General features: G+C 57.8%; 22 protein-coding genes and 4 tRNA genes. 19 read left to right on the forward strand and 7 right to left on the reverse strand.

Annotated elements, in window-relative coordinates; genetic code table 11:
• Nucleotides 1-15 precede the first annotated feature (15 nt).
• Nucleotides 16-258: a hypothetical protein gene (locus ACIOMO_RS08165; RefSeq protein WP_053121810.1), complete on the forward strand. Its 243-nt coding sequence runs from the start codon at nucleotides 16-18 to the stop codon at nucleotides 256-258.
• A 30-nt stretch (nucleotides 259-288) separates the two neighbouring features.
• Entirely contained in the window at nucleotides 289-1,038 is a 750-nt protein-coding gene (locus ACIOMO_RS08170; protein ID WP_401239802.1) for a TerC family protein, read from the forward strand.
• Between the two features lie 247 nt (nucleotides 1,039-1,285).
• Here ACIOMO_RS08170 and ACIOMO_RS08175 read toward each other — a convergent pair whose 3' ends face one another.
• The gene (locus tag ACIOMO_RS08175; RefSeq protein ID WP_212551410.1) at nucleotides 1,286-1,453 is read right to left on the reverse strand and encodes a hypothetical protein; all 168 of its coding nucleotides are present in this window, start codon (nucleotides 1,451-1,453) and stop codon (nucleotides 1,286-1,288) included.
• Between the two features lie 234 nt (nucleotides 1,454-1,687).
• Here ACIOMO_RS08175 and ACIOMO_RS08180 point away from each other — a divergent pair, with 234 nt between their 5' ends.
• The 3 genes from ACIOMO_RS08180 to ACIOMO_RS08190 all read left to right on the forward strand — a co-directional run bounded on the left by ACIOMO_RS08180 (nucleotide 1,688) and on the right by ACIOMO_RS08190 (nucleotide 2,874).
• Complete coding sequence (locus ACIOMO_RS08180) at nucleotides 1,688-2,359, forward strand: peptidase C39 family protein (RefSeq protein ID WP_401239805.1); 672 nt, start codon at nucleotides 1,688-1,690, stop codon at nucleotides 2,357-2,359.
• Nucleotides 2,360-2,448: 89 nt separating this feature from the next.
• Nucleotides 2,449-2,655 carry a DUF6021 family protein gene (locus tag ACIOMO_RS08185; protein ID WP_053121804.1) on the forward strand — a complete coding sequence of 69 codons (207 nt, stop codon included), beginning with the start codon at nucleotides 2,449-2,451 and terminating at the stop codon, nucleotides 2,653-2,655.
• A gap of 12 nt (nucleotides 2,656-2,667) precedes the next feature.
• Nucleotides 2,668-2,874, forward strand: a complete 207-nt coding sequence (locus ACIOMO_RS08190) for a hypothetical protein (protein WP_053121802.1) — start codon at nucleotides 2,668-2,670, stop codon at nucleotides 2,872-2,874.
• Nucleotides 2,875-3,082: 208 nt separating this feature from the next.
• Here the strand turns inward: ACIOMO_RS08190 and pbpG are convergent, their stop codons facing one another.
• Nucleotides 3,083-4,021, reverse strand: a complete 939-nt coding sequence (gene pbpG / locus ACIOMO_RS08195; RefSeq protein ID WP_401239808.1) for a D-alanyl-D-alanine endopeptidase — start codon at nucleotides 4,019-4,021, stop codon at nucleotides 3,083-3,085.
• Nucleotides 4,022-4,251: 230 nt separating this feature from the next.
• Nucleotides 4,252-5,106: a bifunctional methylenetetrahydrofolate dehydrogenase/methenyltetrahydrofolate cyclohydrolase FolD gene (folD, locus tag ACIOMO_RS08200; RefSeq protein ID WP_053121798.1), complete on the reverse strand. Its 855-nt coding sequence runs from the start codon at nucleotides 5,104-5,106 to the stop codon at nucleotides 4,252-4,254.
• A gap of 276 nt (nucleotides 5,107-5,382) precedes the next feature.
• On the opposite strand from folD, the gene ACIOMO_RS08205 reads away from it, so the two are divergent.
• The 10 genes from ACIOMO_RS08205 to ACIOMO_RS08250 all read left to right on the forward strand — a co-directional run bounded on the left by ACIOMO_RS08205 (nucleotide 5,383) and on the right by ACIOMO_RS08250 (nucleotide 14,763).
• Nucleotides 5,383-5,459 (forward strand) — tRNA-Arg (locus ACIOMO_RS08205).
• Between the two features lie 32 nt (nucleotides 5,460-5,491).
• Nucleotides 5,492-5,567 (forward strand) — tRNA-His (locus ACIOMO_RS08210).
• A gap of 57 nt (nucleotides 5,568-5,624) precedes the next feature.
• Nucleotides 5,625-5,709, forward strand: a tRNA-Leu gene (locus ACIOMO_RS08215).
• 75 nt (nucleotides 5,710-5,784) lie between these two features.
• Nucleotides 5,785-5,860 (forward strand) — tRNA-His (locus ACIOMO_RS08220).
• 400 nt (nucleotides 5,861-6,260) lie between these two features.
• Entirely contained in the window at nucleotides 6,261-7,571 is a 1,311-nt protein-coding gene (gene tig, locus ACIOMO_RS08225; RefSeq protein ID WP_401239812.1) for a trigger factor, read from the forward strand.
• 92 nt (nucleotides 7,572-7,663) lie between these two features.
• Nucleotides 7,664-8,299: an ATP-dependent Clp endopeptidase proteolytic subunit ClpP gene (gene clpP, locus ACIOMO_RS08230; RefSeq protein ID WP_007951559.1), complete on the forward strand. Its 636-nt coding sequence runs from the start codon at nucleotides 7,664-7,666 to the stop codon at nucleotides 8,297-8,299.
• Between the two features lie 112 nt (nucleotides 8,300-8,411).
• Nucleotides 8,412-9,695, forward strand: coding sequence for an ATP-dependent Clp protease ATP-binding subunit ClpX (gene clpX, locus ACIOMO_RS08235; RefSeq protein ID WP_053121794.1), 1,284 nt, complete (start codon nucleotides 8,412-8,414; stop codon nucleotides 9,693-9,695).
• Between the two features lie 163 nt (nucleotides 9,696-9,858).
• Nucleotides 9,859-12,255 (forward strand): endopeptidase La, encoded by a 2,397-nt coding sequence (lon, locus tag ACIOMO_RS08240; RefSeq protein WP_053121792.1) that lies wholly within the window; start codon nucleotides 9,859-9,861, stop codon nucleotides 12,253-12,255.
• Nucleotides 12,256-12,403: 148 nt separating this feature from the next.
• Nucleotides 12,404-12,676: an HU family DNA-binding protein gene (locus tag ACIOMO_RS08245; RefSeq protein WP_008077714.1), complete on the forward strand. Its 273-nt coding sequence runs from the start codon at nucleotides 12,404-12,406 to the stop codon at nucleotides 12,674-12,676.
• Nucleotides 12,677-12,906: 230 nt separating this feature from the next.
• On the forward strand, nucleotides 12,907-14,763 hold the full coding sequence (locus tag ACIOMO_RS08250) for a SurA N-terminal domain-containing protein (protein ID WP_401239816.1): 1,857 nt from the start codon (nucleotides 12,907-12,909) through the stop codon (nucleotides 14,761-14,763).
• Nucleotides 14,764-15,310: 547 nt separating this feature from the next.
• On the opposite strand, the gene ACIOMO_RS08255 is transcribed toward ACIOMO_RS08250, so the two are convergent.
• Nucleotides 15,311-16,516 carry an MFS transporter gene (locus ACIOMO_RS08255; protein ID WP_401239819.1) on the reverse strand — a complete coding sequence of 402 codons (1,206 nt, stop codon included), beginning with the start codon at nucleotides 16,514-16,516 and terminating at the stop codon, nucleotides 15,311-15,313.
• 118 nt (nucleotides 16,517-16,634) lie between these two features.
• Between ACIOMO_RS08255 and ACIOMO_RS08260 the strand changes: the two genes are divergently transcribed.
• Nucleotides 16,635-17,543 (forward strand): LysR family transcriptional regulator, encoded by a 909-nt coding sequence (locus ACIOMO_RS08260; protein ID WP_401239822.1) that lies wholly within the window; start codon nucleotides 16,635-16,637, stop codon nucleotides 17,541-17,543.
• Between the two features lie 84 nt (nucleotides 17,544-17,627).
• A complete protein-coding gene (locus tag ACIOMO_RS08265) occupies nucleotides 17,628-18,503 on the forward strand; it encodes a DUF2242 domain-containing protein (RefSeq protein ID WP_212551246.1) in 876 nt (291 codons plus the stop codon).
• Between the two features lie 384 nt (nucleotides 18,504-18,887).
• Here the strand turns inward: ACIOMO_RS08265 and ACIOMO_RS08270 are convergent, their stop codons facing one another.
• From ACIOMO_RS08270 to ACIOMO_RS08280, 3 genes are all read right to left on the reverse strand, one after another.
• Nucleotides 18,888-19,928, reverse strand: coding sequence for an AraC family transcriptional regulator (locus ACIOMO_RS08270; RefSeq protein WP_401239826.1), 1,041 nt, complete (start codon nucleotides 19,926-19,928; stop codon nucleotides 18,888-18,890).
• Between the two features lie 3 nt (nucleotides 19,929-19,931).
• On the reverse strand, nucleotides 19,932-21,062 hold the full coding sequence (locus ACIOMO_RS08275; protein WP_159815340.1) for a carbon-nitrogen hydrolase family protein: 1,131 nt from the start codon (nucleotides 21,060-21,062) through the stop codon (nucleotides 19,932-19,934).
• Between the two features lie 100 nt (nucleotides 21,063-21,162).
• Nucleotides 21,163-22,083, reverse strand: coding sequence for a LysR family transcriptional regulator (locus ACIOMO_RS08280; RefSeq protein WP_401239829.1), 921 nt, complete (start codon nucleotides 22,081-22,083; stop codon nucleotides 21,163-21,165).
• A gap of 151 nt (nucleotides 22,084-22,234) precedes the next feature.
• On the opposite strand from ACIOMO_RS08280, the gene speB reads away from it, so the two are divergent.
• Together speB and ACIOMO_RS08290 are read left to right on the forward strand one after the other, a co-directional pair.
• The gene (gene speB / locus ACIOMO_RS08285; protein WP_053121774.1) at nucleotides 22,235-23,233 is read left to right on the forward strand and encodes an agmatinase; all 999 of its coding nucleotides are present in this window, start codon (nucleotides 22,235-22,237) and stop codon (nucleotides 23,231-23,233) included.
• 23 nt (nucleotides 23,234-23,256) lie between these two features.
• On the forward strand, nucleotides 23,257-24,765 hold the full coding sequence (locus ACIOMO_RS08290) for an aldehyde dehydrogenase (RefSeq protein WP_053121771.1): 1,509 nt from the start codon (nucleotides 23,257-23,259) through the stop codon (nucleotides 24,763-24,765).
• The last annotated feature ends 20 nt before the right edge of the window (nucleotides 24,766-24,785 follow it).

Consider the following 24,785-nt stretch of genomic DNA (forward strand, 5'->3'; position numbering starts at 1 on the left):
TTCGAAGGAAGCCTCATGAAATTCAAAAGCACTGCACTGTTGATTGCGTCTTTACTGGTTCTGGCCGGTTGCGATCAAGCCGAAAAAAGCGCTCAGCAACTGATGGGCAAAGCCGCCGAAAGCGCCAAACAGGCGATCGACGACACCCATAAAGCTGCCGAGCAAGCGCTCAGCGATGCCACCGGCGGGCTGATCGAGAAAAAACCAACCCCGGAAAAAGACTCGGACGAATCCGAATCTTCCTCCAAGACCATCTAATTTAGTCACACAAAGAGTCAGGACTGACCCATGGAATATTTGTTAGAACTCGCCGCCAGCCCTACCGCCTGGGTTGCCTTGGCCACACTGGTGGTGATGGAAATCGTGCTCGGCATCGATAACCTGATCTTTATTTCGATCCTGACCAACAAGTTGCCTACGCAGTACCAGCAGAAGGCCCGCCGTATCGGTATCGGCATGGCGTTGATCCTGCGTCTGGCGCTGTTGAGCACCATCGCGTTTATCGTGCAGTTGACGGAACCGGTGATCGACATCCTCGGCCAGGCCTTCTCCTGGAAGGACATGATCCTGATCGCCGGTGGTCTGTTCCTGGTCTGGAAAGCCACAACCGAGATCCATCACAGCATGGATCCGGCACCGGAAGATCCAAAGTCGGCCACGTCGACCGTGACTCTGGGCTTTGCTGCTGCGATTGGTCAGATCCTGTTGCTTGATATGGTGTTCTCGATCGACAGCATCATTACCGCGGTCGGCATGACCGAGCACTTGCCGATCATGATCATCGCGGTGGTGGTCTCGGTGCTGGTGATGTTGCTGGCGGCTGATCCGCTGGCCAAGTTCATCAACGACAACCCGACTGTGGTGATGTTGGCCCTGGGCTTCCTGATCATGATCGGTATGACCCTGATCGCCGAAGGCTTCGGCGCCCACGTACCGAAAGGTTATGTGTACGCGGCCATGGCGTTCTCGGCGGGTATTGAGGTGCTGAACATGTTGTCGCGTCGTGCCAAGCAGAAGAAACTTGCTGCGCAGGCTTAAACGCCAGAAATGATAAACCGCCTGGGCTCTCGCAGCGCAGGCGGTTTTTTTTTCGCTGGAATTTTGTGGATGAGGCTTAGATCGAGCCCCTCACCCCAGCCCTCTCCCGAAGGAGAGGGGGCCGATTTGGGTGGCTTCAAAACCTGAGTTCAACGAGATATTTAAGGTCGGCGCACCTCTCGCAAACAACTCGGTCAGTCCCCTCTCCCTCCGGGAGAGGGCTAGGGTGAGGGGCTTTTTCGGCGACCTAATGCGCCGTAGCGTGCCGAACACTCTGCTTTTCAGCTTTCTCAACCTTCGCAGGCTCAACCGGATGATGGTGCCGCCGCGAAATCCGCAACACCCCCCACAGCATGGCCGCCGCCACGGCCAGCCAACCGGCAATCAACATCACAATGGTCATGGTCAGGCTCATCAGTGCCTCCTCTTTGCCCTGCGTCGGGCTCACACTTTTTCAATTCGCTCTGTTTCACTGACAGTCTAGTTGCCCGGGTGTTACACGCTATTGACCAAAGGTCGGTGATGACCAATCACTTTGCTCTATGCAATCGCAGCCGCTGCGGTTTAAGGCTATACCGCAGCGGTTTGCCGCCCTATGATCGGTGACCTTGCCGGAACACGATGACCGGCGTCTGAACAGAGAGCAACGATGGTGCAGGTATTTTCTCGAGTGTGTGCGGCGCTGTTGGTGGCTGGCTGCGTGGCTGCATTGACGGGGTGTGCGGGCAGTGTGGCGCCGGAGGTCAAGCGCTTGCCGGAGCGTGTCGAACTCAGTGGCAGGTTCTATCGGGGGCAGGCCTTCCAGAGCGGGCCGCAGGTATTGGCCAGTCTGCTGTCGCAGCAGGGCGTGGTGATTACGCCAGGTCTGCTGGGAAAACCGCTGCATGTGCCGGGCGCTGAAGACAAGTTGCAGCAGAACATTCAGAACCTTGCCCGTGAATACGGCATGGTGGTCTATCCGCTGGACAGCAATCTGCCCGCGCTGCTGACTCAAGTGGCGGCCGGTTACCCGGTAATGGTGCGTTTTAGCGAAGGCTCGGCGTTCTGGGCGGAACCGCGTTACGCGATCCTTTCCGGCTACGACCGCAATAAACAGAAAGTCCTGCTGCGTGCCGGCATGAACCGTCGCGAGTTGATGGACTTTGCCTCCTTTGAATCAGCTTTCGAAAAATCCGGCGGCTGGGCAATTCTGATTCAAAAACCGACGCAGATTCCCGCTGCGGTGGATCGTGCGCGTTGGCTCAAAGCGGCCGATGAACTGGCGCAGGCCGGTCAGGAAAACGAAGCGGCGCAGGCGAAAAAGGCCTTGGCGGCGCACTAGTTCTCCGTTCGTCATCTGCCGGGCACGTCTGTGTCCGGCAAGCCTCTTACCTCTATAACCCGATTTCGCGGGTGAATCAGGAGGCAAGCATGGCAGAGTCCACATCCCCTAAAGGCCCGCACTCATCCGAGCATTCCTCGGGCGATGACCTGGGTTTCGATCCCGATTCGCCGGATCTCGACGACCCGCAAGTCGATCCCGTTGGCCCGGCCAAAGCGCCGAAAGACGTGAAGCCCGGCGACGACGACAAAAAACCGGCCAAACCCTACGACCCGTTAGCCAATCTGAAACCTTGATGCGAGGTGCGTATGAGTACCGATTCAAGCTTCGATGATCAAAAACCTGATAGCGTACCGACGACGCCTGAGCCTGAAGTTGATCCGGTGCTGGATCCGGACAGCCCGCTGCGCGATCCGCTGGCCCGGCCGAATGTGCTGACGCCGGATCTGGAACGGGATCCGAGCAAGGGAGATGGCATACCTGATGATGAACAGATGCCGTTGCCGAATGATTGAGGTCTCTCAGATTTAGTGAGATCTAAATGTGGCGAGGGAATTTATCTGTGGTGAGAGGTTTATCTGTGGCGAGGGGATTTATCCCCGATGGGTCGCGAAGCGGCCCCCGCTTTTGATTTAAAAGAAGCGCCTGCTGCGCAGTCCATCGGGGATAAATCCCCTCGCCACAGATAAATCCCCTCGCCACACGTAGCGTAAATCCAGTGTCCTACTTCGAAGCCTCAACCACGCCACTCTGGCGATTCTTCAGGTTCTTGTCGGCCTTGTACTGCTGCGCCACCGCCGGAACACTGGCACTGCGCCCAGTCTCAACCCAGCTACGAATCCGGCTCGCATCGGCAAAATGCGTGTACTTGCCGAACGCATCCAAAATCACCAGCGCCACCGGGCGATTGCCCATGCGCGTCACCAATACCAGGCAGTGACCAGCAGGATTGGTAAAGCCGGTTTTAGTGATCTTGATGTCCCAGTCAGCCTTGTTGACCAAGTGGTCGGTGTTACGGAAACCCAGGGTGTAATTGGGTTTACGGAACGACACGGTCTTTTCCTTGGTGGTCGTCAGTTCAGTGAGGATCGGGTGCTTGCTCGCTGCGACCAACAACTTGCTCAAATCGCGCGCCGTGGAAACGTTGCGCTCGGACAAACCGGTCGGCTCGACGTAGTGAGTGTTGGTCATGCCCAGCGCCTTGGCCTTGGCGTTCATCGCCGCGATAAAGGCTGCATAACCGCCCGGATAATGATGCGCGAGGCTGGCGGCGGCGCGGTTTTCCGAGGACATCAAAGCGATCAGCAGCATCTCGCGGCGCGGCAGTTCACTTTTCAGTTTGACTCGGGAGAACACGCCCTTCATCTCTGGCGTGTTTCTGATGTCGACATCGATCCATTCGTCCATGTTCTGTTTGGCTTCAACCACCACCAGGCCAGTCATCAGCTTGCTGACGGAAGCGATCGGCACGATCACGTCAGGGTTGCTGGAATAAATGACTTTGTTGGTCTGCATATCCATGAGCAGGGCGCTGCCGGAAGCGATCTTCAGGGTCGAAGCGTCACGCGGGGCAGCGGTGGTTTCCGCAGCGTTGATCGTTGGCGTGATGAATGTGCCTGTGAAAGCAAAAAACAGGCTCAGAATCGAAAGACGAATTTTCACGCGGGCGAACTCATAAAGGTTGGATATTCCGTTAGTTTGTAACGGGTTATTTCTTCAAAGCGTCGAATTCTAGGAGTATGGCTGAAGATCTGTCGATGGTTGTTTGATCGACCTGAAAATCTCGTGAAAAGGCCTGTAAAAAGAGGGGTTTCCGGCGAACGGTTATAGTTTTTTCTCGAATACGAAAAACCCCGCACGGGGCGGGGTTTTGATGCTGCGAAAAAACCGACTTAAGCGTGCAGGGTTTCTGCTGCGTAGAGGGTGTTTTCCAGCAGGCAGGCACGGGTCATCGGGCCAACACCGCCCGGGACTGGCGTGATCCAGCCAGCGCGGGGCAGGGCGGTTTCGTAAACAACATCGCCGACCAGTTTGCCGTCGTCCTGACGGTTGATGCCTACGTCAACGACGATCGCGCCTTCCTTGATCCATTCGCCCTTGACCAGGCCCGGCTTGCCGGCGGCCACAACCACCAGATCAGCACGGCCAACGTGGCCGGCCAGATCCTTGGTGAAGCGGTGGGTCACGGTCACGGTGCAACCGGCCAGCAACAGTTCCATCGCCATCGGGCGACCGACGATGTTGGAAGCGCCAACGACCACCGCGTCCAGACCATAAAGATCAACACCGGTGCTTTCCAGCAGGGTCATGATGCCTTTAGGCGTGCACGGACGCAGCAGCGGGATGCGCTGGGCCAGACGGCCGACGTTATAAGGATGGAAACCGTCGACGTCTTTGTCCGGGCGGATGCGCTCCAGCAATTTGGAGGCGTCCAGGTGCTCAGGCAGCGGCAGTTGCAGGAGGATGCCGTCGATCGCAGGGTCGTCGTTGAGGCGATCGATCAGATCGGTCAACGCTTGTTGCGTGGTTTCGGAGGGCAGGTCGTAGGCTTGAGAGAGGAAGCCGACCTCTTCACAGTCTTTACGCTTGTGCGAGACATAAACCTGAGAGGCAGGATCGCTGCCGACCAGGATCACCGCGAGGCCGGGAGTGCGCAGGCCTTGCTGGCGACGCTCGGCAACTCGTTTGGCGATCTGCTGGCGCAGGCTGGCGGCGATCGATTTGCCGTCGATTAGTTGTGCAGTCATTGCGCGTGATTAACCATCGAGAGGGGAAAAAAAGAGAACGCATTCTCGCATGTCGGGCGGTGAGGGCAAAGGCGCTTGGTCAGCAAATTCCCCTAACTCCTTTAATTAAATGAATTTTTTTCAAAAAGGATTTGACGACCTTCGGAGCGCTCTATACTATTCGTCGCACTTGTCGGGCACAGCCTAGCACTGGTTAAGAAGGTCGAGCAGGATTACGGTTTTGCGAAGACTGGAAAGCACTTAGTTTGTAGTTCTTTTAGAGTACAGATTAATAAGGCGCCCGTAGCTCAGCTGGATAGAGCATCCGCCTTCTAAGCGGATGGTCGCAGGTTCGAGTCCTGCCGGGTGCGCCATTAGGCAGCTTTGGCACAAGTAACGCGATATGGTGGGCGTAGCTCAGTTGGTAGAGCACGGGATTGTGACTCCCGTTGTCGTGGGTTCGATCCCCATCGTCCACCCCATATTTCGAAAGGCGCCAGATGTAACAGTCTGGCGCCTTTGCTTTAAAAGCTTCATCCGCGGATGTGGTGGAATTGGTAGACACACTGGATTTAGGTTCCAGCGCCGCGAGGCGTAAGAGTTCGAGTCTCTTCATCCGCACCAAACAAGCTTCATTCATGCCGTTGGCTTGATGAGGTTCAACAAAGAAGTTAAACGGCTTTTTTGTTACGCAATATGGTGGGCGTAGCTCAGTTGGTAGAGCACGGGATTGTGACTCCCGTTGTCGTGGGTTCGATCCCCATCGTCCACCCCATATTTCGAAAGGCGCCAGATTTAACAGTCTGGCGCCTTTTTTGTTTTAGCGGTTTGAGAAATCGGCGACCGCGGTTTTCGGGTCGCAGGGCAGGGCGTTTCGTCGTATTGATGTTTCTGGATGATGCCGCGCTGCCCGCCGGTCTTGCTTGCAGGGTCGGCCGTCAGGGAATGATCGGCATCCCTTCTATATATAGAAGAGGTTGCCGCAGAGCCTTGGCGTGATTGGTTGTATTCGCCTGTGGTGCGCGATGCATTCGTGTATTCGCACCGATAAATTGCCTGCTGTTTTTTTACCCGTTTTCAGTAGGGTGACTTCTTGAGTTTGACCCACTAGAATGCATGCCCTTGATTCTGGGGTCGGAAACGGCCGGCTAACGTCTGTGCAACGAGGAATATCCATGCAAGTTTCTGTTGAAAATACTACTGCTCTTGAGCGCCGCATGAGCGTCACCGTGCCGGCTGAGCGCATTGAGAGCCAGGTCAACAAGCGTCTGCAGCAGACTGCCCAAAAGGCCAAGATTGCTGGCTTCCGTCCAGGCAAAGTGCCAATGAGCGAAATCAAGCGCCGTTTCGGTGCTGATGCTCGTCAGGAAGCTGTCGGCGACGTGATCCAGTCCTCCTTCTACGAAGCTGTGGTTGAGCAGAAGCTGAACCCGGCCGGTTCGCCGTCGATCGAGCCTAAGTCGCTCCAAGCTGGCAAGGACCTGGAATACGTTGCAGTGTTCGAAGTGTTCCCGGAGTTCACCGTTGCTGGCTTCGACGGCATCACTGTTGAGCGCCTGAGCGCTGACGTGGCTGACGCTGACCTGGACAAAATGCTCGACATCCTGCGCAAGCAGAACACCCGTTTTGAAGTGGCCGATCGCGCTGCCCAGAACGAAGACCAACTGAACATCGATTTCGTTGGCAAGGTTGACGGCGAAGTATTCGCAGGCGGTTCCGCCAAAGGCACCCAACTGGTACTGGGTTCCGGCCGCATGATCCCGGGCTTCGAAGAAGGTCTGGTTGGCGCTAAGGCTGGCGAAGAACGCGTTCTGAACCTGACCTTCCCAGAGGACTATCAGAACCTGGACCTGGCTGGCAAAACCGCCGAGTTCACCGTGACCGTCAACACTGTGTCCGAGCCTAAGCTGCCTGAGCTGAACGAAGAGTTCTTCGCTCAATTCGGCATCAAGGAAAGCGGCATCGACGGTTTCCGCACCGAAGTTCGCAAGAACATGGAGCGTGAACTGCGTCAGGCGATCAAATCCAAGGTCAAGAATCAGGTAATGGACGGTCTGCTTGCCACCAACCCGATCGAAGTGCCTAAGGCTCTGCTGGCCAACGAAGTTGACCGTCTGCGCGTGCAGGCTGTTCAGCAGTTCGGCGGCAACATCAAGCCTGATCAACTGCCGGCCGAGCTGTTCGAAGAGCAAGCCAAGCGCCGCGTTGTGCTGGGTCTGATCGTTGCTGAAGTGGTCAAGCAATTCGACCTGAAGCCTGACGAAGCTCGCGTTCGCGAAATGATTCAGGAAATGGCTTCCGCTTACCAGGAGCCTGAGCAGGTTGTGTCGTGGTACTACAAGAACGAGCAGCAACTGAACGAAGTGCGTTCGGTTGTGCTGGAAGAACAAGTTGTGGATACTGTTCTGCAGAAAGCTAGTGTGACCGACAAGTCGGTCTCTTACGAAGAAGCAGTCAAGCCGGTAGAAGCTCCACAAGCCGACTGATTGTTTTTGCGTTAAGAAATACACACATAAGCCAGCTTTCGAGCTGGCTTATGCGTATTCAAGACATAACTATTTGGGAGTGACTGCAGAGCATGTTCCGTAATTCGTATATTCAGCAGAACTCTGATATCCAGGCCGCAGGCGGCCTGGTCCCGATGGTTGTCGAGCAGTCCGCTCGTGGCGAACGCGCCTACGACATCTATTCGCGCCTTCTCAAGGAGCGAGTGATCTTTCTGGTTGGGCCGGTAGAGGACTACATGGCCAACCTGATCTGTGCGCAACTGCTGTTCCTTGAAGCGGAAAACCCGGACAAGGACATCCATCTCTATATCAACTCCCCGGGCGGTTCGGTAACGGCTGGCATGTCGATCTACGACACCATGCAGTTCATCAAACCCAATGTGTCGACCACCTGCATCGGTCAGGCCTGCAGCATGGGCGCGTTCTTGTTGACCGCCGGTGCACCTGGCAAGCGTTTCTGCCTGCCGAACTCGCGTGTGATGATTCACCAGCCACTGGGCGGTTTCCAGGGCCAGGCGTCGGATATCGAAATCCATGCCAAGGAAATCCTCTTCATCCGCGAGCGCCTGAACACGCTGATGGCCAAGCACAGTGGGCGTACCCTTGAAGAAATCGAGCGTGATACCAACCGCGATAACTTCATGAGTGCAGAAGCTGCGAAGGAATACGGCTTGATCGATGAAGTGATCAACCAGCGCCCAGCTTAAAATAAGCAACTCAAAATAGGCTTGGTCGGCGAGTCTGTTCGCCAGCGGGCTTGAAAAAGCCCGCAATAGCCTTCATCTTGTGTTGCAAGCCTATCGGATTTGGATCGAACGAATGACTGACACCCGCAACGGCGAGGACAACGGCAAGCTGCTCTATTGCTCCTTCTGTGGCAAAAGCCAGCATGAAGTGCGCAAATTGATTGCCGGCCCCTCGGTCTTTATCTGCGACGAGTGCGTCGACCTGTGCAATGACATCATCCGCGAGGAGGTGCAGGAAGCACAGGCCGAGAGCAGCGCGCATAAATTGCCTTCGCCTAAAGAAATCAGCGGCATCCTTGATCAATACGTCATTGGTCAGGAGCGTGCGAAAAAGGTTCTGGCCGTAGCGGTGTACAACCACTACAAGCGCCTTAACCAGCGTGACAAAAAGGCTGACGACGTCGAACTCGGCAAGAGCAACATCCTGCTGATCGGCCCGACAGGCTCCGGTAAAACCCTGCTGGCCGAAACACTGGCCCGCTTGCTGAACGTTCCGTTCACCATCGCCGACGCAACCACCCTCACCGAGGCGGGTTATGTAGGTGAAGACGTCGAGAACATCATTCAGAAGCTGCTGCAGAAGTGCGATTACGACGTAGAGAAAGCCCAGATGGGTATTGTCTATATCGATGAAATCGACAAGATTTCGCGCAAGTCCGACAACCCGTCGATCACCCGCGATGTTTCCGGTGAAGGCGTGCAGCAGGCCTTGCTCAAGTTGATCGAAGGCACGGTCGCTTCCGTACCGCCGCAAGGTGGCCGCAAGCATCCGCAGCAGGAGTTCCTGCAGGTCGACACCCGTAACATCCTGTTCATCTGCGGTGGTGCGTTCTCGGGTCTGGAAAAGGTTATTCAAAACCGTTCCACCAAAGGCGGCATCGGTTTCAACGCAGAAGTGCGCAGCAAGGAAGAAGGCAAGAAAGTCGGTGAATCCCTGCGTGAAGTCGAGCCTGACGATCTGGTCAAGTTCGGTCTGATCCCGGAATTCGTCGGTCGTCTGCCGGTACTTGCGACGCTGGACGAGCTCGACGAGGCTGCGCTGATGCAGATCCTCACCGAGCCGAAAAATGCTCTGACCAAACAGTATGCCAAGCTGTTCGAGATGGAAGGCGTTGATCTGGAATTCCGTGCTGACGCGCTGAAATCCGTCGCCAAACGTGCCCTGGAACGCAAGACCGGTGCTCGTGGCCTGCGCTCGATTCTCGAAGGTGTATTGCTCGACACGATGTATGAAATCCCCTCGCAGTCTGAGGTGAGCAAAGTCGTGATCGATGAAAGCGTGATCGAAGGCAAGTCCAAGCCACTGTATATCTACGAAAACAGTGAGCCGGCAGCCAAGGCAGCACCGGACGCGTAAGCGTCCACCCTGCCGCAACAAAGAAGGGGCCTTCGGGCCTCTTTTTTTTTATGGCATTTTTTACATCCGCTTTGCGCTTGTTTTTTTTCAAGGCAGCCCCCATCTTGGTTTCAAGCTCAATTCCATCTGATTACGGCCATATGGCCGCCGTAGAGGCGAAATCATGAAGACAACCATCGAATTGCCTCTCCTGCCATTGCGTGATGTCGTGGTTTATCCGCACATGGTTATCCCACTGTTCGTGGGGCGCGAGAAATCCATCGAAGCCCTCGAGGCCGCGATGACGGGCGACAAGCAGATCCTGCTGCTGGCCCAGAGAAACCCGGCTGACGACGATCCCGGTGAAGACGCTCTCTATCGCGTAGGTACCATCGCTACCGTTCTGCAACTGCTCAAGCTGCCTGACGGCACTGTCAAAGTGCTGGTCGAAGGTGAACAGCGCGGTACTGTCGAGCGTTTCAGCGAAGTTGACGGCCACTGCCGCGCTGAAGTCTCGCTGATCGAAGAAGTCGACGCTGCCGAGCGCGAATCCGAAGTGTTCGTGCGCACGCTGCTGTCGCAGTTCGAACAATATGTGCAGTTGGGCAAAAAAGTCCCGGCTGAAGTCCTGTCGTCGCTCAACAGCATCGATGAGCCGGGTCGTCTGGTCGACACCATGGCCGCGCACATGGCGCTGAAAATCGAGCAGAAGCAGGAAATCCTCGAAATCATCGATTTGTCGGCCCGGGTCGAGCACGTTCTGGCGCTGCTGGATGCCGAGATCGATCTGCTGCAAGTCGAAAAACGCATTCGTGGCCGTGTCAAAAAGCAAATGGAGCGCAGTCAGCGTGAGTACTACCTGAATGAGCAGATGAAGGCTATTCAGAAAGAACTCGGCGACAGCGACGAAGGCCACAACGAAATCGAAGACCTGAAAAAGCGTATCGACGCTGCCGGTCTGCCGAAAGACGCGTTGGCCAAAGCCACGGCCGAGCTGAACAAACTCAAGCAAATGTCGCCGATGTCCGCTGAGGCCACCGTGGTGCGCTCGTACATCGACTGGCTGGTGCAGGTGCCGTGGAAGGCACAGAGCAAGGTACGCCTTGATCTGGCGCGCGCTGAAGACATTCTCGACGCCGACCACTACGGCCTCGAAGAGGTCAAGGAACGCATCCTTGAATACCTCGCCGTGCAAAAACGTGTGAAAAAAATTCGTGGCCCGGTGTTGTGCCTGGTCGGTCCTCCGGGCGTGGGTAAAACCTCGCTGGCCGAGTCGATCGCTCACGCCACCAACCGTAAATTCGTACGCATGGCCCTCGGTGGTGTGCGGGATGAAGCGGAAATTCGTGGTCACCGCCGGACTTACATCGGTTCGATGCCGGGAAGATTGATTCAAAAGATGACAAAAGTGGGCGTTCGCAACCCGCTGTTCCTGCTCGATGAAATCGACAAAATGGGCAGCGACATGCGTGGCGATCCGGCGTCGGCGTTGCTGGAAGTGCTCGATCCAGAGCAAAACCACAACTTCAACGATCACTATCTGGAAGTCGATTACGACCTCTCGGATGTGATGTTCCTGTGCACCTCGAACTCGATGAACATCCCGCCGGCGCTGCTCGACCGCATGGAAGTCATCCGTCTGCCGGGCTACACCGAAGACGAAAAGATCAACATTGCCGTCAAATATCTCTCGCCAAAACAGATCACCGCTAACGGTCTGAAGAAGGGCGAGATTGAATTTGATGAAGAGGCGATCCGCGACATCATCCGTTACTACACCCGTGAAGCCGGTGTGCGTGGCCTCGAACGTCAGATCGCTAAGGTCTGCCGCAAGGCTGTGAAAGAGCACGCGCTGGAAAAACGCTTCTCGGTAAAAGTGACAGCTGACTTGCTGGAACACTTCCTCGGCGTACGTAAATTCCGTTACGGTCTGGCCGAGCAACAGGATCAGATCGGTCAAGTGACCGGCCTTGCCTGGACTCAGGTTGGCGGAGAGTTGCTGACCATCGAAGCCGCTGTCGTGCCGGGTAAAGGTCAACTGATCAAGACCGGTTCGCTGGGTGATGTGATGGTCGAATCGATCACCGCAGCCCTGACCGTCGTGCGCAGCCGTGCCAAGAGCCTGGGCATTCCTGTGGACTTCCACGAGAAGCGCGACACGCACATTCACATGCCGGAAGGCGCGACCCCGAAAGACGGTCCTAGCGCTGGTGTAGGCATGTGCACGGCCCTGGTGTCGGCATTGACCGGCATTCCGGTGCGCGCTGATGTCGCCATGACCGGTGAAATCACCTTGCGCGGTCAAGTGCTGGCAATTGGTGGTCTGAAGGAAAAACTGCTCGCGGCACACCGCGGTGGAATCAAGGTTGTGATTATTCCTGAAGAAAACGTACGTGATCTCAAGGAGATTCCGGACAACATCAAGCAGGATCTGCAGATTAAACCGGTTAAATGGATTGACGAGGTCCTGCAAATTGCGCTGCAATACGCGCCGGAGCCCTTGCCGGATGTGGCTCCGGAGATAGTTGCCAAGGATGAAAAACGTGAGTCTGATGCTAAGGAAAGAATTAGCACGCATTAGTATGCTTTTGCCTGGGTGGCTTCCTTGACAGCTTTTTAGAGCCCTTGTTATAAAGCGGCTCTTAAGTGTCTGTAGGCCATTCAGCACTCGTTTTTGCTTTCACCAAAAAACTTAGAATCATCTCAAAATAGATATAAGGGGACTTAGAGTGAACAAGTCGGAACTGATTGATGCTATCGCTGCATCCGCTGATATCCCGAAAGCTGCTGCTGGGCGTGCGCTGGACGCTGTAATCGAATCCGTCACTGGCGCTCTCAAGGCTGGCGACTCCGTTGTTCTGGTTGGTTTCGGTACGTTCTCCGTGACTGATCGTCCAGCTCGCGTTGGTCGTAACCCACAGACCGGCAAGACGCTGCAAATCGCTGCTGCTAAAAAACCAGGCTTCAAAGCCGGTAAAGCACTGAAAGAAGCGGTTAACTAAGTTCGTTACAAGTTTTTACCCATCCGGGTCGGGGTCATCCCTGACTTGGCAGCGGAGCGGTAGAGCAGGTCGCTGAAACAGGCGCCTGTAACGCCGGGATCGAGGGTTCGAGCCCTGTCCGCTCCGCCAGTTACGAGAAGGCGCATCCTCGGATGCGCCTTTCTTCTATCCGGATTCTACCCACGCTCCACGGTTGCCTAATTTGAAGTTCAACCGTTTCTGGGGGACGCATGCTGCAGAATATCAGGGACAATTCACAAGGCTGGATTGCCAAGACCATTATCGGGGCCATCATTTTGCTGATGGCTTTGACCGGTTTCGACGCCATTTTCCAGGCCACGACTCACAAGAACGAGGCGGCCCAGGTCAATGGTGAAGAGATCAGCCAGAACGAGCTAAGCCAGGCCGTTGATATGCAACGCCGTCAGCTGATGCAACAGCTGGGCAAAGATTTCGACGCTTCGCTGCTCGATGAAAAAATGCTTCGCGAATCGGCCCTCAAGGGTCTGATCGATCGCAAGCTGCTGCTGCAAGGCGCAGAACAATCGAAGTTCGCTTTCTCCGAAGGCGCTCTGGATCAGGTGATCCTGCAAACCCCTGAATTCCAGGTGGACGGCAAGTTCAGCTCCGATCGTTTCGACCAGGTGATCCGTCAACTGGGCTATAGCCGTATGCAATTCCGCCAGATGCTGGCTCAGGAAATGCTGATCGGCCAACTGCGTGCCGGTATCGGTGGCAGCGGTTTCGTCACCGACGCTGAAGTGTTGGCCTTTGCCCGCCTGGAAAAACAGACCCGCGATTTCGCCACCCTGAGCGTCAAAGCCGACCCAGCCTCGGTCAAGCTGACTGACGATGAGGTCAAGGCTTACTACGACGAACACGCCAAAGAGTTCATGACTCCGGATCAGGTGATCGTCGATTACGTTGAGCTGAAGAAGGCTTCGTTCTTCGACCAGGTCACCGTGAAAGACGAAGACCTGCAGGCGGCGTATCAGAAAGATATCGCCAACCTGTCGGAACAGCGTCGTGCCGCGCACATCCTGATCGAAGTGAACGACAAGACTACTGAAGCTCAGGCTAAAGCGAAGATCGAAGACGTCCAGGCGCGTTTGGCCAAGGGCGAGAAATTCGAAGCGCTGGCCAAGGAGTTCTCGCAGGATCCGGGTTCGGCCAACAATGGCGGTGACCTCGGTTTCGCAGGCCCTGGCGTCTACGACCCGGCCTTCGAAAAAGCCCTGTACTCGCTGAACAAGGATCAAGTGTCCGAGCCGGTTCGCACGGATTTCGGTTACCACCTGATCAAGCTGCTGGGTGTTGAAGCGCCAGAAGTGCCAACCCTGGCCAGCCTGAAAGACAAGCTGACCCGCGATCTGAAAGCCGCGCAGGTTGAGCAGCGTTTCGTCGAGGCGACCAAGCAACTGGAAGACTCCGCGTTCGAAGCATCCGACCTGGCGCAGCCAGCGGCGGATCTGAAACTGACGGTGCACACCTCCAAGCCGTTTGGCCGTGAAGGTGGCGAAGGTCTGGCGGCCAACCGTGCCGTGGTCACCGCTGCGTTCAGCACTGAAGTGATTGATGAAGGCGCCAACAGCACCGCCATCGAGCTGGACCCGGATACCGTGGTTGTGTTGCGTGCCAAGGAACACCTGAAGCCTGCGCAATTGCCTCTGGAAAGCGTGAACGTGGCTATCCGCGCCCAGTTGACCAAAGAGCACGCCAGCGCGGCTGCCAAGACTCAGGCCGAGAAGCTGATTGCTGATCTGCGTGAAGGCAAAGAGGTTGATGCGCAGAACTGGAAAGTCACCCAAGCGGCTACTCGTGCGCAGGAAGGTGTTGATCCGGCGGTTCTGCAGGCGTTGTTCCGTATGCCGAAGCCGGCTGCCAAGGACAAGCCTACGTTTAGCAGTGTGACGTTGCCGGATGGTAGTTTGATGATTGTGCGTCTGAATGGCGTGAATGAAGCGGCTGCACCGACGGATGAAGAGAAGGCGCAGTACCGTCGCTTCCTGGCGTCGCGTGAAGGTCAGCAGGACTTTGCGGCGTATCGTAAGCAGTTGGAAGCTCAGGCTGAGATCAAGCGGTTTTGATCGTTGACTGAGTTTTGGAGAAAGCCCTGACGTGAGTTGGGGCTTTTTTTTGGTTGGGGGGGGGTGTATATCCGTTTTTTGGGGGATGGCTGCTGTTGGTTCCGCCCTTACGGCGGGTCACTTTTGCAGACGCCCAAAAGTAACCAAAACGCTGTGCCCTGACGTCCGGCCCTCGCTAAGGCTCGGGTTCCTTCGCTCCGGGTTCATCCGGGGGCATCGCCTACGGTTTGCTTCGCTGCACCTCCTCTCGATGCTTTCCCCGTATGAATCCCTCCACTCAGCCTCCCGACGGGCTCTAAGATCAAGATCAAAAGCAGGCGAGCTGACACTCGGCCTAGTGGTTGGCTTGGGTTCGCCGCGATTTCATGTAGGAGCTGCCGAAGACTGCGATCTTTTGATCTTGATTTTGTAGGAGCAGAGCTTGCTCGCGAAGGCGGCCGACCAGACACTATTATCTAACGGCATTAACCCAGTCCCACTGTGGGAGCTAGCCTGCTAGCGAAGGCAACCTGTCAGCCAGCCAAAGTCTAAATGCCTGTGTTCACCCTTATCTGGTTCGCGGAAACCCATGGGTTCTCGCTGTCACCGTCGCACACAGACTCATCAGCAACAACACGCCCACAATCCACGGAAATACCCCAACCCCCAAATTATCCAGCAACAACCCTCCCGCCAATCCACCCCCCGCAATCCCGACATTCCACAACGTCACCAACATCGATTGCGCAGTATCTGCGGCGTCCTTCGCCGTTTTCGCCGAGGCTGTTTGCAGCAGCGAAGGCATCGCACCAAATGCGAGGCCCCAAACTGCCGTAGCGATATAGATCACGCCGGCGGACTCGCGCCACAAACCCAACGCAATCGCCGACAGCATGAACAGTGCTGCGCTGATCAGTACCAATTCGCGTAGCCAGCGATCAATCAGGCTACCGACGATCCACAAGCTCAGCACCGACGCCAGGCCGAACACCAGCAGCACGCGGTCAACTGAGGCATCGAGTCCGGACGGTTTCAGGAACGGGGCGATGTAGGTGTAGAGCAGGTTGTGTGCGACGACGTAGGTCAAGGTCACGAACAGCACCGGTCGTACGCCTGGGAGGGTAAATACCTTACGCAGTGGCAGACGTTTTCCTTCGGGTTCTCCGGCGAAGTCGGGGACTTGCCAGCGTACCCAGATCACTAGCAGCACGGTCAGGGCGGTCATGATGGCGAAGCTCAGGCGCCAGCCGATCAAGGTGCCGAGCAGGGTGCCGGCCGGGATGCCTAGGGACAGCGCGATGGGAGCGCCGAGCATAGCGACGGTGATGGCGCGGCCTTGCAGATGGGGGGCGACCATGCGGCTGGCGTAGCCGGCGAGTAGTGCCCAGAGCAGGCCAGCGAATATGCCGGCAATCAGGCGTGCGATCAGGGTTAGCCAGTACAGCTCCGAAAGGGCGGTGATGCTGTTGGCGATGGCGAAGCCGCCGATGGCGGACAGTAGAAGAGGGCGTCGGCGCCAGCTACGGGTGGCGAGGGTTAGTGGAATGGCGGCGAGTATTGAGCCGATGGCGTACATCGTCACCAGTTGTCCGATCAGTGCCTGGGAGACGTTCAAGCCGCTGCTCATTTGCGGCAGCAGGCCGGCGGGCAGGGCTTCGGTCATGACGGTGATGAACCCGGCGGTGGCCAAGGCCAGCAGGGCGCCGAGGGGTAAGCGTTCGCGTTGTTGGAGCGAAGCTTCAAGTGGGCGGCAGGTGAGTTGTGCGTCGTTCATGAGCATTCATCCGTGGGCAAAGGTCAACGAGTGCACAGGGTAGGGCGCTGCGCCCTGGTGAAAAACAGGTTAAGGTTCCGAACATATCGGACACGGATGTCTTGAATCGGGAGGGTGTATGGATCGCCTTGGCAGTATTTCGGTATTCATTCAGGTCGCCGAGACGCGCAGTTTTACTGAGGCGGGGCGGTTGACGGGTGTGTCTTCGTCGGCGGTTGGTAAAAGCATTGCGCGTCTGGAGGCGCGGCTGGGGGTGCGCTTGTTTCATCGCACCACGCGTAGCATCACGCTGACCAGCGAGGGGGCATTGTTCCTACAGCGTTGCCGTAAAATTCTGGCGGATGTTGAGGCTGCAGAGTTCGAACTGTGTGATGCCGCTGCGCAACCGCAGGGAAAATTGCGTATCAGCGTGCCGCAGGTGTTGGGTCTGGTGATGCCGGTGATGACTGAGTTCATGACGCTGTACCCGCAGATTGAACTGGATCTGGATTTAACCGATCGCATGGTCGACGTGGTTGAAGAGGGTTTCGACGCGGTGATTCGCACCGGCAAACCGCGTGACTCGCGGTTGATGGCGCGGTCGTTGGGCGAATTTCGGATGGTACTAGTTGCCAGTCCCGCTTATCTGCAGCAGCGGGGTACGCCACAACGGCCCGCCGAGCTGGCCGATCACGCCTGTTTGCGTCACATCTTTCACGCCACTGGCAAACTCGAGCCGTGGCCGCTACGGCGTGAGGAGGGTGCGGATGAGCCGAAATTGCCGACCCGGCTGGTGAGTACGTCCATTGAGGCGGTGAGCCACGCGGCGCTGGCGGGGATGGGCATTGCCTGCCTGCCGGATTTCATGACCCGCGACGCGGAATCACAAGGATTGCTGCATCGGGTGCTGGATACGCATCTGCAACATGTCGGGCAGTTCTGGGTGTTGTGGCCGTCGAGTCGCCACGCCACCGCGAAGTTGCGGGTTTTCATCGATCATTTGGCGTTGCGACTTTTTCCGGTAAATGAAGGTCGGATAGAGTTGTAACTGTTTCAAGACACTAATCCATACGGCGCGGGTCAGCGATCTGTTGCACAATACGCCCCGGACTGTTTTCCCCCAGGATGTTTAATGTTGATTTCCACTCCCTTGCGTGTTGTCGGTTTGGCGTTGTTGGTGGCTGCTGTCGCCGGCTGTTCGAAAGACAAGCCGATGTATGAGCATGAGAATTTCGACGATTCCGGCATGTTTTCGCGTAATTACCCGGTCGCCGACACCGCCAGTTGCGAAGCCGCACGGCGTGCGTTGCTTAGCCAGGGTTACATCATTACCAGCAGCGACCCGAAACTGGTCAGTGGCCACAAGAGCTTCCAGCAGACCGGCGATACGCACTTGGAGATCAGCTTCAACGTGGTCTGCGCCGAAGACAGCAGCGGCAAGCATCACGCGACAATGTTCGCCAACGCCCTGCAGGATCGCTATGCACTGAAGAAGACCAACAACTCGGCCAGCCTCGGTGTTGGCGTATTGGGCTCGGTGTCGATGCCGATCGGCTCGTCGGACGACTCGATGGTGAAAGTCGCCAGCGAGACAGTGATTTCGCAGAAGTTCTATGAGCGCTTCTTCACGTTGGTCGAACAGTTCCTGCCGGCGGATGCGAAGAAAGCGGCGCACATCGAAGAGAAGCCGAAGGCTGATCTGGGCGTACCTGAGCCGAAACCTGTGGCTGCGCCATTGGCACCGGTGCCGGCGGCAGAAACCGCTCCAGCCCCGACGCCTGCCCCGGCTGCGACGCCTGCACCTGCTGCAGAACCGGCGCCGGCACCAGCCGAAGTTGCCCCGGTCAGCTCTGAACCTGTTGCCCCACCTGCGGAGTCCGCGCCAATCACCCCGGCTCCAGTCGCAGAACCCGCGCCAACACCGGAAGTGATCACGCCACCGGCCAATCCAACAGACATCCCGCCGCCGTCCGAGCCAATCCCGGCGATGCCAGCCTCCGGCCAGTAATCCAGCCCGAACTTCTGTAGGAGCAAGGCTTGCCCGCGAATGCAATCTGTCAGCCAGCTTTTATGTTGAATGACACTCCGCTTTCGCGAGCAGGCTCGCTCCCACAGTGGTTTTTGGGTGGTATAAGATTTCGTTACATTCCGCTGACAATAATCCCGCGATAAATTCCTGACCTGCTGCTACGTTTTATCCATGAAGGGCGCGTTTCATTTTTCCTTCACACGGGCACTTTATGCTCGGGGCACGGGTCGATTGATCAGGCCATTTTTCAGAGAGCAGTAGGGGGATTACGCAATGGATGACTATCAAGAAGAGCTGCTCGAATTTCACGCCTACGAACTGGATCAGCCTGAACCTGCTGAAGACGCTACCGAGCTGTAAGCGTCACGCGGTTTTACGGTGACTGCGGCGGAATTCGCCCGGGGTCTGGCCGCTCCAGCGTTTGAATGCACGCTGAAAAGCCTCGGCTGAGGCAAACCCCAGCAGGTAGGCGATTTCACCGAACGCCAGTTCCGTGTCGCGGATGTACGTCATCGCCAGATCACGGCGAGTGTCATTGAGGATCGCGCGAAACTGCGTGCCTTCCTCGGTCAGTTTGCGCCGCAATGTCCAGGTCGGCAGCTTCAAGCGCGCCGCCACTTCTTCCAGGTCGGGTTCCCGGCCACCATTCAACAATGGCCCCAATAACTGCGTGATGCGTTCACGCAGGCTGCGGGTGCGGGTCAGTTGTTCCAGTTCTCGCTCACACAATTGCAGCAAGTGCCGCCAGGTGCTCGGGCAGTGTTCGGGGTTACGTTGGGCGAGGCTGCTCAGGCTCAGGCGCAATTGATTGCGCTCGGCAGCGAACTGGATCGGGCATTCACCCAGCACGCTGTAAGCGTCGCGGTAATCCGGCGCGTCGAACTCGATCTCGATGCGCTCGGCGCGCAGCGGTTCACGGCTGACACTGGCGAGCTGATGCAGCCATCCAGCGATAATCGAATCCACCACAAAACGGTTGTAGGCGTTGTACGGGCTGATCGAATAGAAACGCAGCCACGCGCCATTCGCGTCTTCGTGAAAACTTGATTGGCCACGATAGTTGGAGCCGTACAGCGGTTCGAAACGAATCAGGCAACGCGCCGCTTCACGCACGGTCGGCGCTTGTGCGGCGGTGACGCCAGCCAATCCGGCCTGACTCAAGCGACTGAGCTGGCCCATACGCAAACCCAACGCCGCATCACCGGTCAGTTGAATCGCCGCATGGCCCAAACGCATGTAGCGCGGAATCGATAACCGCGCGCCAGCCTCGGCCAATCGCGCAGCATCCAGACCGTATTGCTCGAGCAAGGGCAGCGGATCGGCGTCATGACTGCGCACGGCATCGGCGAGGCTGTGCACGAAACCCACCGATAAATCGCCCAGACGCATCGGCTGCGGTTTCATGGCTTACAACCAGACGTTCAGCAAACGTGCGCCACGGGCCTCGCCGTCGGCGAACTGTTGGCCGTTGCTGCTGAGGAAGCTCTGCCCCGAACTCAACTTGTCCCAGAACTGCCCGCGCAGGAACACGCTCATGCCGGCCAGCGCGTTGTTGGCGGGCGGTTGCGCGGTGAGGGTCAGGCGATGCCAGGCCTGACCTTCGCTGACTTCGCCGGGTTTGAGGCTGACCGAACTCGGTGTACTCGAACCCTTGTAGCCGCCCCACGGTTGATCCCACACGTTGTGCCCGACGACAAACGCCGGCACCGCCACCAGTTGCGCGCCTTGCGCGTCGAGCTTGCGGTAGTTGTCCGGATACCAGCTGTCGCTGCCGATCAGGATGCCGAGGCGCCCGGCCGGGGTGTCGACGACGTTGATGGCGTGTTGATCTTCGCCTTCAAGCACGTCGCGCTGATCGAAGATCGGGTGCATCTGCCGTTGTGGCTGGCCGAGCGGCACGCCGTCACGACCAAACACCACGCTGCTGTTGAACAGGGCGCCGCTGCCGGGTTTGAGTTGACCGTCACGAATACTCGGCTCGGGCAGCACGATGGAGCCGGCCACCAGCGTTACATGAAATTCCTTGGCCAGACCGCCGAACAGCGCCTGGTAATCCTTGGCCATCGACTTGGACTTCATGCGCAGATGCGCGTCGTTCAGTCGGTTGCTGCCCTTGGCCGTCAGCCACGCACGGGCAAACAACAACGGATTGCTCGCCGCCAGCCAGTTCATCGCTTCGGTGAGCGTGGGCGCCTGATACAGCTCGTCTTTTTCGCCGCTGATCATCAGCCAGGTGCCGACGTGCTCGGGCAATACGACGATTGTCTTGTCATTCAACAAGCCTTGATCCTGCGCTTGCTGCAGATACGCGGCGAGCTTGCGGTGCAGGCGCTCGGGGCTTTGATAGTCGGTGGGGTAGAGTTCGGGCTGGATGCCCAAGAGATTGCCACGGTCGGCGGGTGTGCCTTGATCGACCGCGAGTTTGATTCGCAGATCCGACAGGTAATGTCCCGCCGGGCGGTCTGCCGCCCACATGGCGTAGGAAGCAAGGACGGCCACGAGGGCCATGGAAAATGTCAGGTACAGAAGTTTGCGCATGAATTCCAACAGAACCGGGTGCATGGTGTGACGCGGGTCGATGATACCTCAATAGTGCCGGGCGAGGGCGCAGGCACGGGGCCATGCCTGCGCCTGACACTCATTGCAGAGCGCCGACGGCGTGCTGTGAACAGGCTGCCAGATCCTCGAGAAACGCTTCGAGAATGGGCGGCGGCGCGATGCCGCGCCGGGTGATCACGTCGAACGGCGAGACCAGTTGCAGGCTGTCCGGGGCCAATTGGTGCATCTCGCCGGTCTTGACCCATTGTCGGGCGAAATGGGCCGGCAGGAAGCCCAGGTAGGCACCGGAGATCAGCAGGATCGCCAGCGCCTCGATGTTATCCACCGTGGCCGCCGCTTTGCTCACGCCCAGGTGCTCAAGATCGTATTGCTGCATGTAACCGCGCACGACAATGCGACTCTCGGTAATCGCCTCCAGCAGTTCAGCCCCTTCGGCCTGGCTGCCATACAGCGGATGCCGGCGCCCGCAATACAAGCCCAGCGCTTCCTGATACAGCGGCGTGTGCAGCAGGCCCGGCACATGGATCGGGAAATGGCCGATGGCCAAATGCAGTCTGCCGTCGAGCACGCGTTCTTCGAGTTCGGCGGGGGTGCCGACGTACACATTGAGATGCACGTCATGGCCGCGAGAAACGAAACGCTGCGTCGTACGTGGCAGCGGCGAGTCGGGGTCGGTGATGGTGGTGTCGATTATGCCGAGGTTGAGCTTGCCGCTGATGTGCTGCTTGAGCACGTCAGCGTCCATGCAGAAATTCTCCACTGCCGACAACAGGCGCTGGGTCGCTTCGTGGATCGCCACGCCTTGCTCGGTCAGGCGAAAACCGCCGCGCCCGCGCTGACAGAGCTTTACGCCGAGGCGGGTTTCCAGGTGCGACATCTGTTCGCTGATGGTCGACTGGCCGGCATTCAACGCCGCCTGCGCTGCGGAGAAACCTCCACAGCGGACAATCGTGGCAAACACCCTGAGCAACTTCAAATCGACATCGTGCAGCTGAATCACCTGGAACCTCCCGCGTGTGGATGCATCGGTAATGCCGATATGAGTATCTGATGTTTGGCATTTTTTCCACGAAAACCTGCGCCCATAGTCACTGCAACGACGGTCGCCTTGCAGTCCGCCGAGCCGATAACAACAAGTGGAGAGGCTTGAAATGTCCAATAACGGTTATGAATCCGGGCGCCTGAACCTGCCTTTCGTGGGGCATTGCACCTTCGGCAAATCACCGGTGTGCACCGACTGGGATGCGCTCGATGCAGATGTCGCGGTGCTCGGCGTGCCCAACGATATGGGCACGCAATGGCGCTCCGGCGCACGTTTCGGGCCACGCGGTATACGCGAGGCGTCGACGCTGTTCTCCTTCGGTCACGCCGGTGCCTACGATCACGAAGATGACGTGATGTACCTGACCGCCGCCGATGTGCGCATGGTCGACGTCGGTGATGCCGACATCGTCCACACCGATATGGTCACCAGCAATCTCAACACCGAATACGCGGTGCGCAAGATCCTCGATGCCGGTGTCATGCCGGTGGTGCTTGGCGGCGATCATTCGGTGCACGCGCCGGTGATCAAGGCATTCGAGGGACGCGGGCCGATTCACATCATTCACTTCGATGCGCACCTGGACTTCGTCGATGAGCGCCACGGCGTTCGTTATGGCCATGGCAACCCGCTGCGCCGCGCCTCGGAAATGAACCACATTGTCGGCATGACCCAAATGGGCATCCGCAACGTGTCCTCGTCCAATCGTGATGACTACGAAGCAGCCCATGCGGCGGGTTCGAAGATCCTCTCGGTGCGCGACGTACGCCGCCTCGGGGTGGAAGGCGTGTTGGCGCTGATCCCGCAGAACATCAACTACTACATCACCATCGACATCGACGGTTTCGACCCGTCCATCGCCCCCGGCACCGGCACGCCGAGCCACGGCGGTTTCCTCTATTACGAAGTGCTGGAAATCATTCAGGCGCTGGCCAAACGCAGCCAAGGCAACATCGTCGGCATGGATCTGGTGGAGGTGGCGCCGGTGTATGACCCGACCGGCATGACCTCGATTCTGGCCGCGCAACTGTTGCTGAACAGCATCGGTTTCATCTTCCACGAACGGGCCAAAGTGCGCGCCGCCGACAGCGTTGCCACCCCCGCCTGAGCCGTCCGGCAGAGAGAATAAACATGGACACGATCGTTAAGCAGTACCTGCAGAAATTCGGTGTATCCGAAGCAACGCAAACCTTCCTTGGCAAGGCGCAGAAGTTGTTTATCGGTGGCGCGTTTGTCGATGCCAGCGACGGGCAAACCGCTGATGTCATCGAACCGTCGACCGCCGGCCTGATCACGCGGATTCCGATGGGCACCGTCGAAGATCTCGATCGCGCAGTGCAAGCGGCACGCGCACAGTTCGACGGCGGTGCGTGGCGCCAGGCAAAACCGGCAGAACGCGAACGCTTGATCCAGCGTCTGGCAGATCTGATTGAGCAGAACGCCGACGAACTGGCAGAAATCGAATCGATCGACATGGGCAAGTCCGTGGCCTTCGCCAAGGACGTCGATATTCAGGGCACCGTCGACACCCTGCGCTACTTCGCCGGGTGGGCGACCAAACTTCACGGGCGTACGGTCGAGCCTTCGCTGCCCGGCAACTATCTGGCGTACACGCGCAAAGAAGCGGTGGGCGTGGTCGGCGCAATCGTGCCGTGGAATTTCCCGCTGCAAACCATGGCCTGGAAACTCGGCGCGGCGCTTGCCACCGGTTGCACGGTGGTGGTCAAACCGGCCGAACTGACCTCGCTGTCGGCGTTGCGTTTTGCCGAATTGGTGAAGGAAGCCGGGATCCCCGCCGGCGTCATCAACATCGTCTGCGGGCGCGGCACCGTGGTTGGCGCGGCGATGGCCTCGCACCCGGGCATCGACAAATTGACCTTCACCGGCTCGACGCCGGTCGGCCGTACGGTCGGGCGCGCCGCCGTCGACGAAATGAAGCGACTGACGCTGGAACTCGGCGGAAAATCTCCAGTAATCGTCTTCGCCGATGCGGACATTCCGGCGGCGGCACAAGCGGTCGCCAATGGCGTGTTTTTCAACTCGGGACAGGTCTGCGATGCCGGCACCCGCGCTTATGTGCATCGCAGCGTCTACGAACAATTCCTCGGTGAACTGATTGCCTACACGCGCACATTGAAGATCGCCCCGGGGCTGGATCCCGACTGTTTTATCGGCCCGTTGGTCTCGGCCGTGCAACAGCAGCGCGTGCGCGATTACATCGAGACCGGCAAGCAGGAGGGCGCCGAACTGGTCTATGGCGGCCAACCGATTGAAGGCCCTGGCTTCTTTGTAGAACCGACGATTTTTGCCCATTGCCGCAACGACATGCGCATTGTTCAGGAGGAGATTTTCGGCCCGGTGCTGGTGACCGCGCCGTTCGACGATGACGAAGAAGCGCTGGCGCTGGCCAATGACTCGGCATTCGGCCTCGCGGCGGCGCTGTATTCCAATGATCTGGGCAAGGTGCACAGCCTGATTCCGCGTTTGCGGGCCGGTTCGGTTTACGTCAACGCCCACGGCACTCTCGACCCGTCGATGCCGTTCGGTGGCTACAAACAGTCCGGTTTCGGCAAGGATCTCGGCGCCGAGCAACTCGACCATCTGCTCGAAACCAAAGCGGTCTGGATCACGCTGCCCTGACCCGGCAGGCCTCAAGGAGA

Origin of the sequence: Pseudomonas sp. NPDC087804, assembly GCF_044742965.1 — a bacterium.
Lineage (GTDB): Bacteria > Pseudomonadota > Gammaproteobacteria > Pseudomonadales > Pseudomonadaceae > Aquipseudomonas > Aquipseudomonas rustica.

Bases quoted from the DNA above. Each gene is read 5' to 3' on its own strand.
- ACIOMO_RS08250 (WP_401239816.1), top strand. From the start codon at position 12,907: ATGCTGCAGAATATCAGGGACAATTCACAAGGCTGGATTGCCAAGACC.
- speB (WP_053121774.1), top strand. From the start codon at position 22,235: ATGTCCAATAACGGTTATGAATCCGGGCGCCTGAACCTGCCTTTCGTG.
- folD (WP_053121798.1), bottom strand. From the start codon at position 5,106: ATGACTGCACAACTAATCGACGGCAAATCGATCGCCGCCAGCCTGCGC.
- ACIOMO_RS08175 (WP_212551410.1), bottom strand. From the start codon at position 1,453: ATGAGCCTGACCATGACCATTGTGATGTTGATTGCCGGTTGGCTGGCC.
- ACIOMO_RS08170 (WP_401239802.1), top strand. From the start codon at position 289: ATGGAATATTTGTTAGAACTCGCCGCCAGCCCTACCGCCTGGGTTGCC.
- ACIOMO_RS08255 (WP_401239819.1), bottom strand. From the start codon at position 16,516: ATGAACGACGCACAACTCACCTGCCGCCCACTTGAAGCTTCGCTCCAA.
- ACIOMO_RS08265 (WP_212551246.1), top strand. From the start codon at position 17,628: ATGTTGATTTCCACTCCCTTGCGTGTTGTCGGTTTGGCGTTGTTGGTG.
- ACIOMO_RS08260 (WP_401239822.1), top strand. From the start codon at position 16,635: ATGGATCGCCTTGGCAGTATTTCGGTATTCATTCAGGTCGCCGAGACG.
- tig (WP_401239812.1), top strand. From the start codon at position 6,261: ATGCAAGTTTCTGTTGAAAATACTACTGCTCTTGAGCGCCGCATGAGC.
- clpP (WP_007951559.1), top strand. From the start codon at position 7,664: ATGTTCCGTAATTCGTATATTCAGCAGAACTCTGATATCCAGGCCGCA.
- ACIOMO_RS08290 (WP_053121771.1), top strand. From the start codon at position 23,257: ATGGACACGATCGTTAAGCAGTACCTGCAGAAATTCGGTGTATCCGAA.
- ACIOMO_RS08190 (WP_053121802.1), top strand. From the start codon at position 2,668: ATGAGTACCGATTCAAGCTTCGATGATCAAAAACCTGATAGCGTACCG.
- ACIOMO_RS08275 (WP_159815340.1), bottom strand. From the start codon at position 21,062: ATGCGCAAACTTCTGTACCTGACATTTTCCATGGCCCTCGTGGCCGTC.
- ACIOMO_RS08185 (WP_053121804.1), top strand. From the start codon at position 2,449: ATGGCAGAGTCCACATCCCCTAAAGGCCCGCACTCATCCGAGCATTCC.
- clpX (WP_053121794.1), top strand. From the start codon at position 8,412: ATGACTGACACCCGCAACGGCGAGGACAACGGCAAGCTGCTCTATTGC.
- ACIOMO_RS08165 (WP_053121810.1), top strand. From the start codon at position 16: ATGAAATTCAAAAGCACTGCACTGTTGATTGCGTCTTTACTGGTTCTG.
- ACIOMO_RS08180 (WP_401239805.1), top strand. From the start codon at position 1,688: ATGGTGCAGGTATTTTCTCGAGTGTGTGCGGCGCTGTTGGTGGCTGGC.
- lon (WP_053121792.1), top strand. From the start codon at position 9,859: ATGAAGACAACCATCGAATTGCCTCTCCTGCCATTGCGTGATGTCGTG.
- ACIOMO_RS08270 (WP_401239826.1), bottom strand. From the start codon at position 19,928: ATGAAACCGCAGCCGATGCGTCTGGGCGATTTATCGGTGGGTTTCGTG.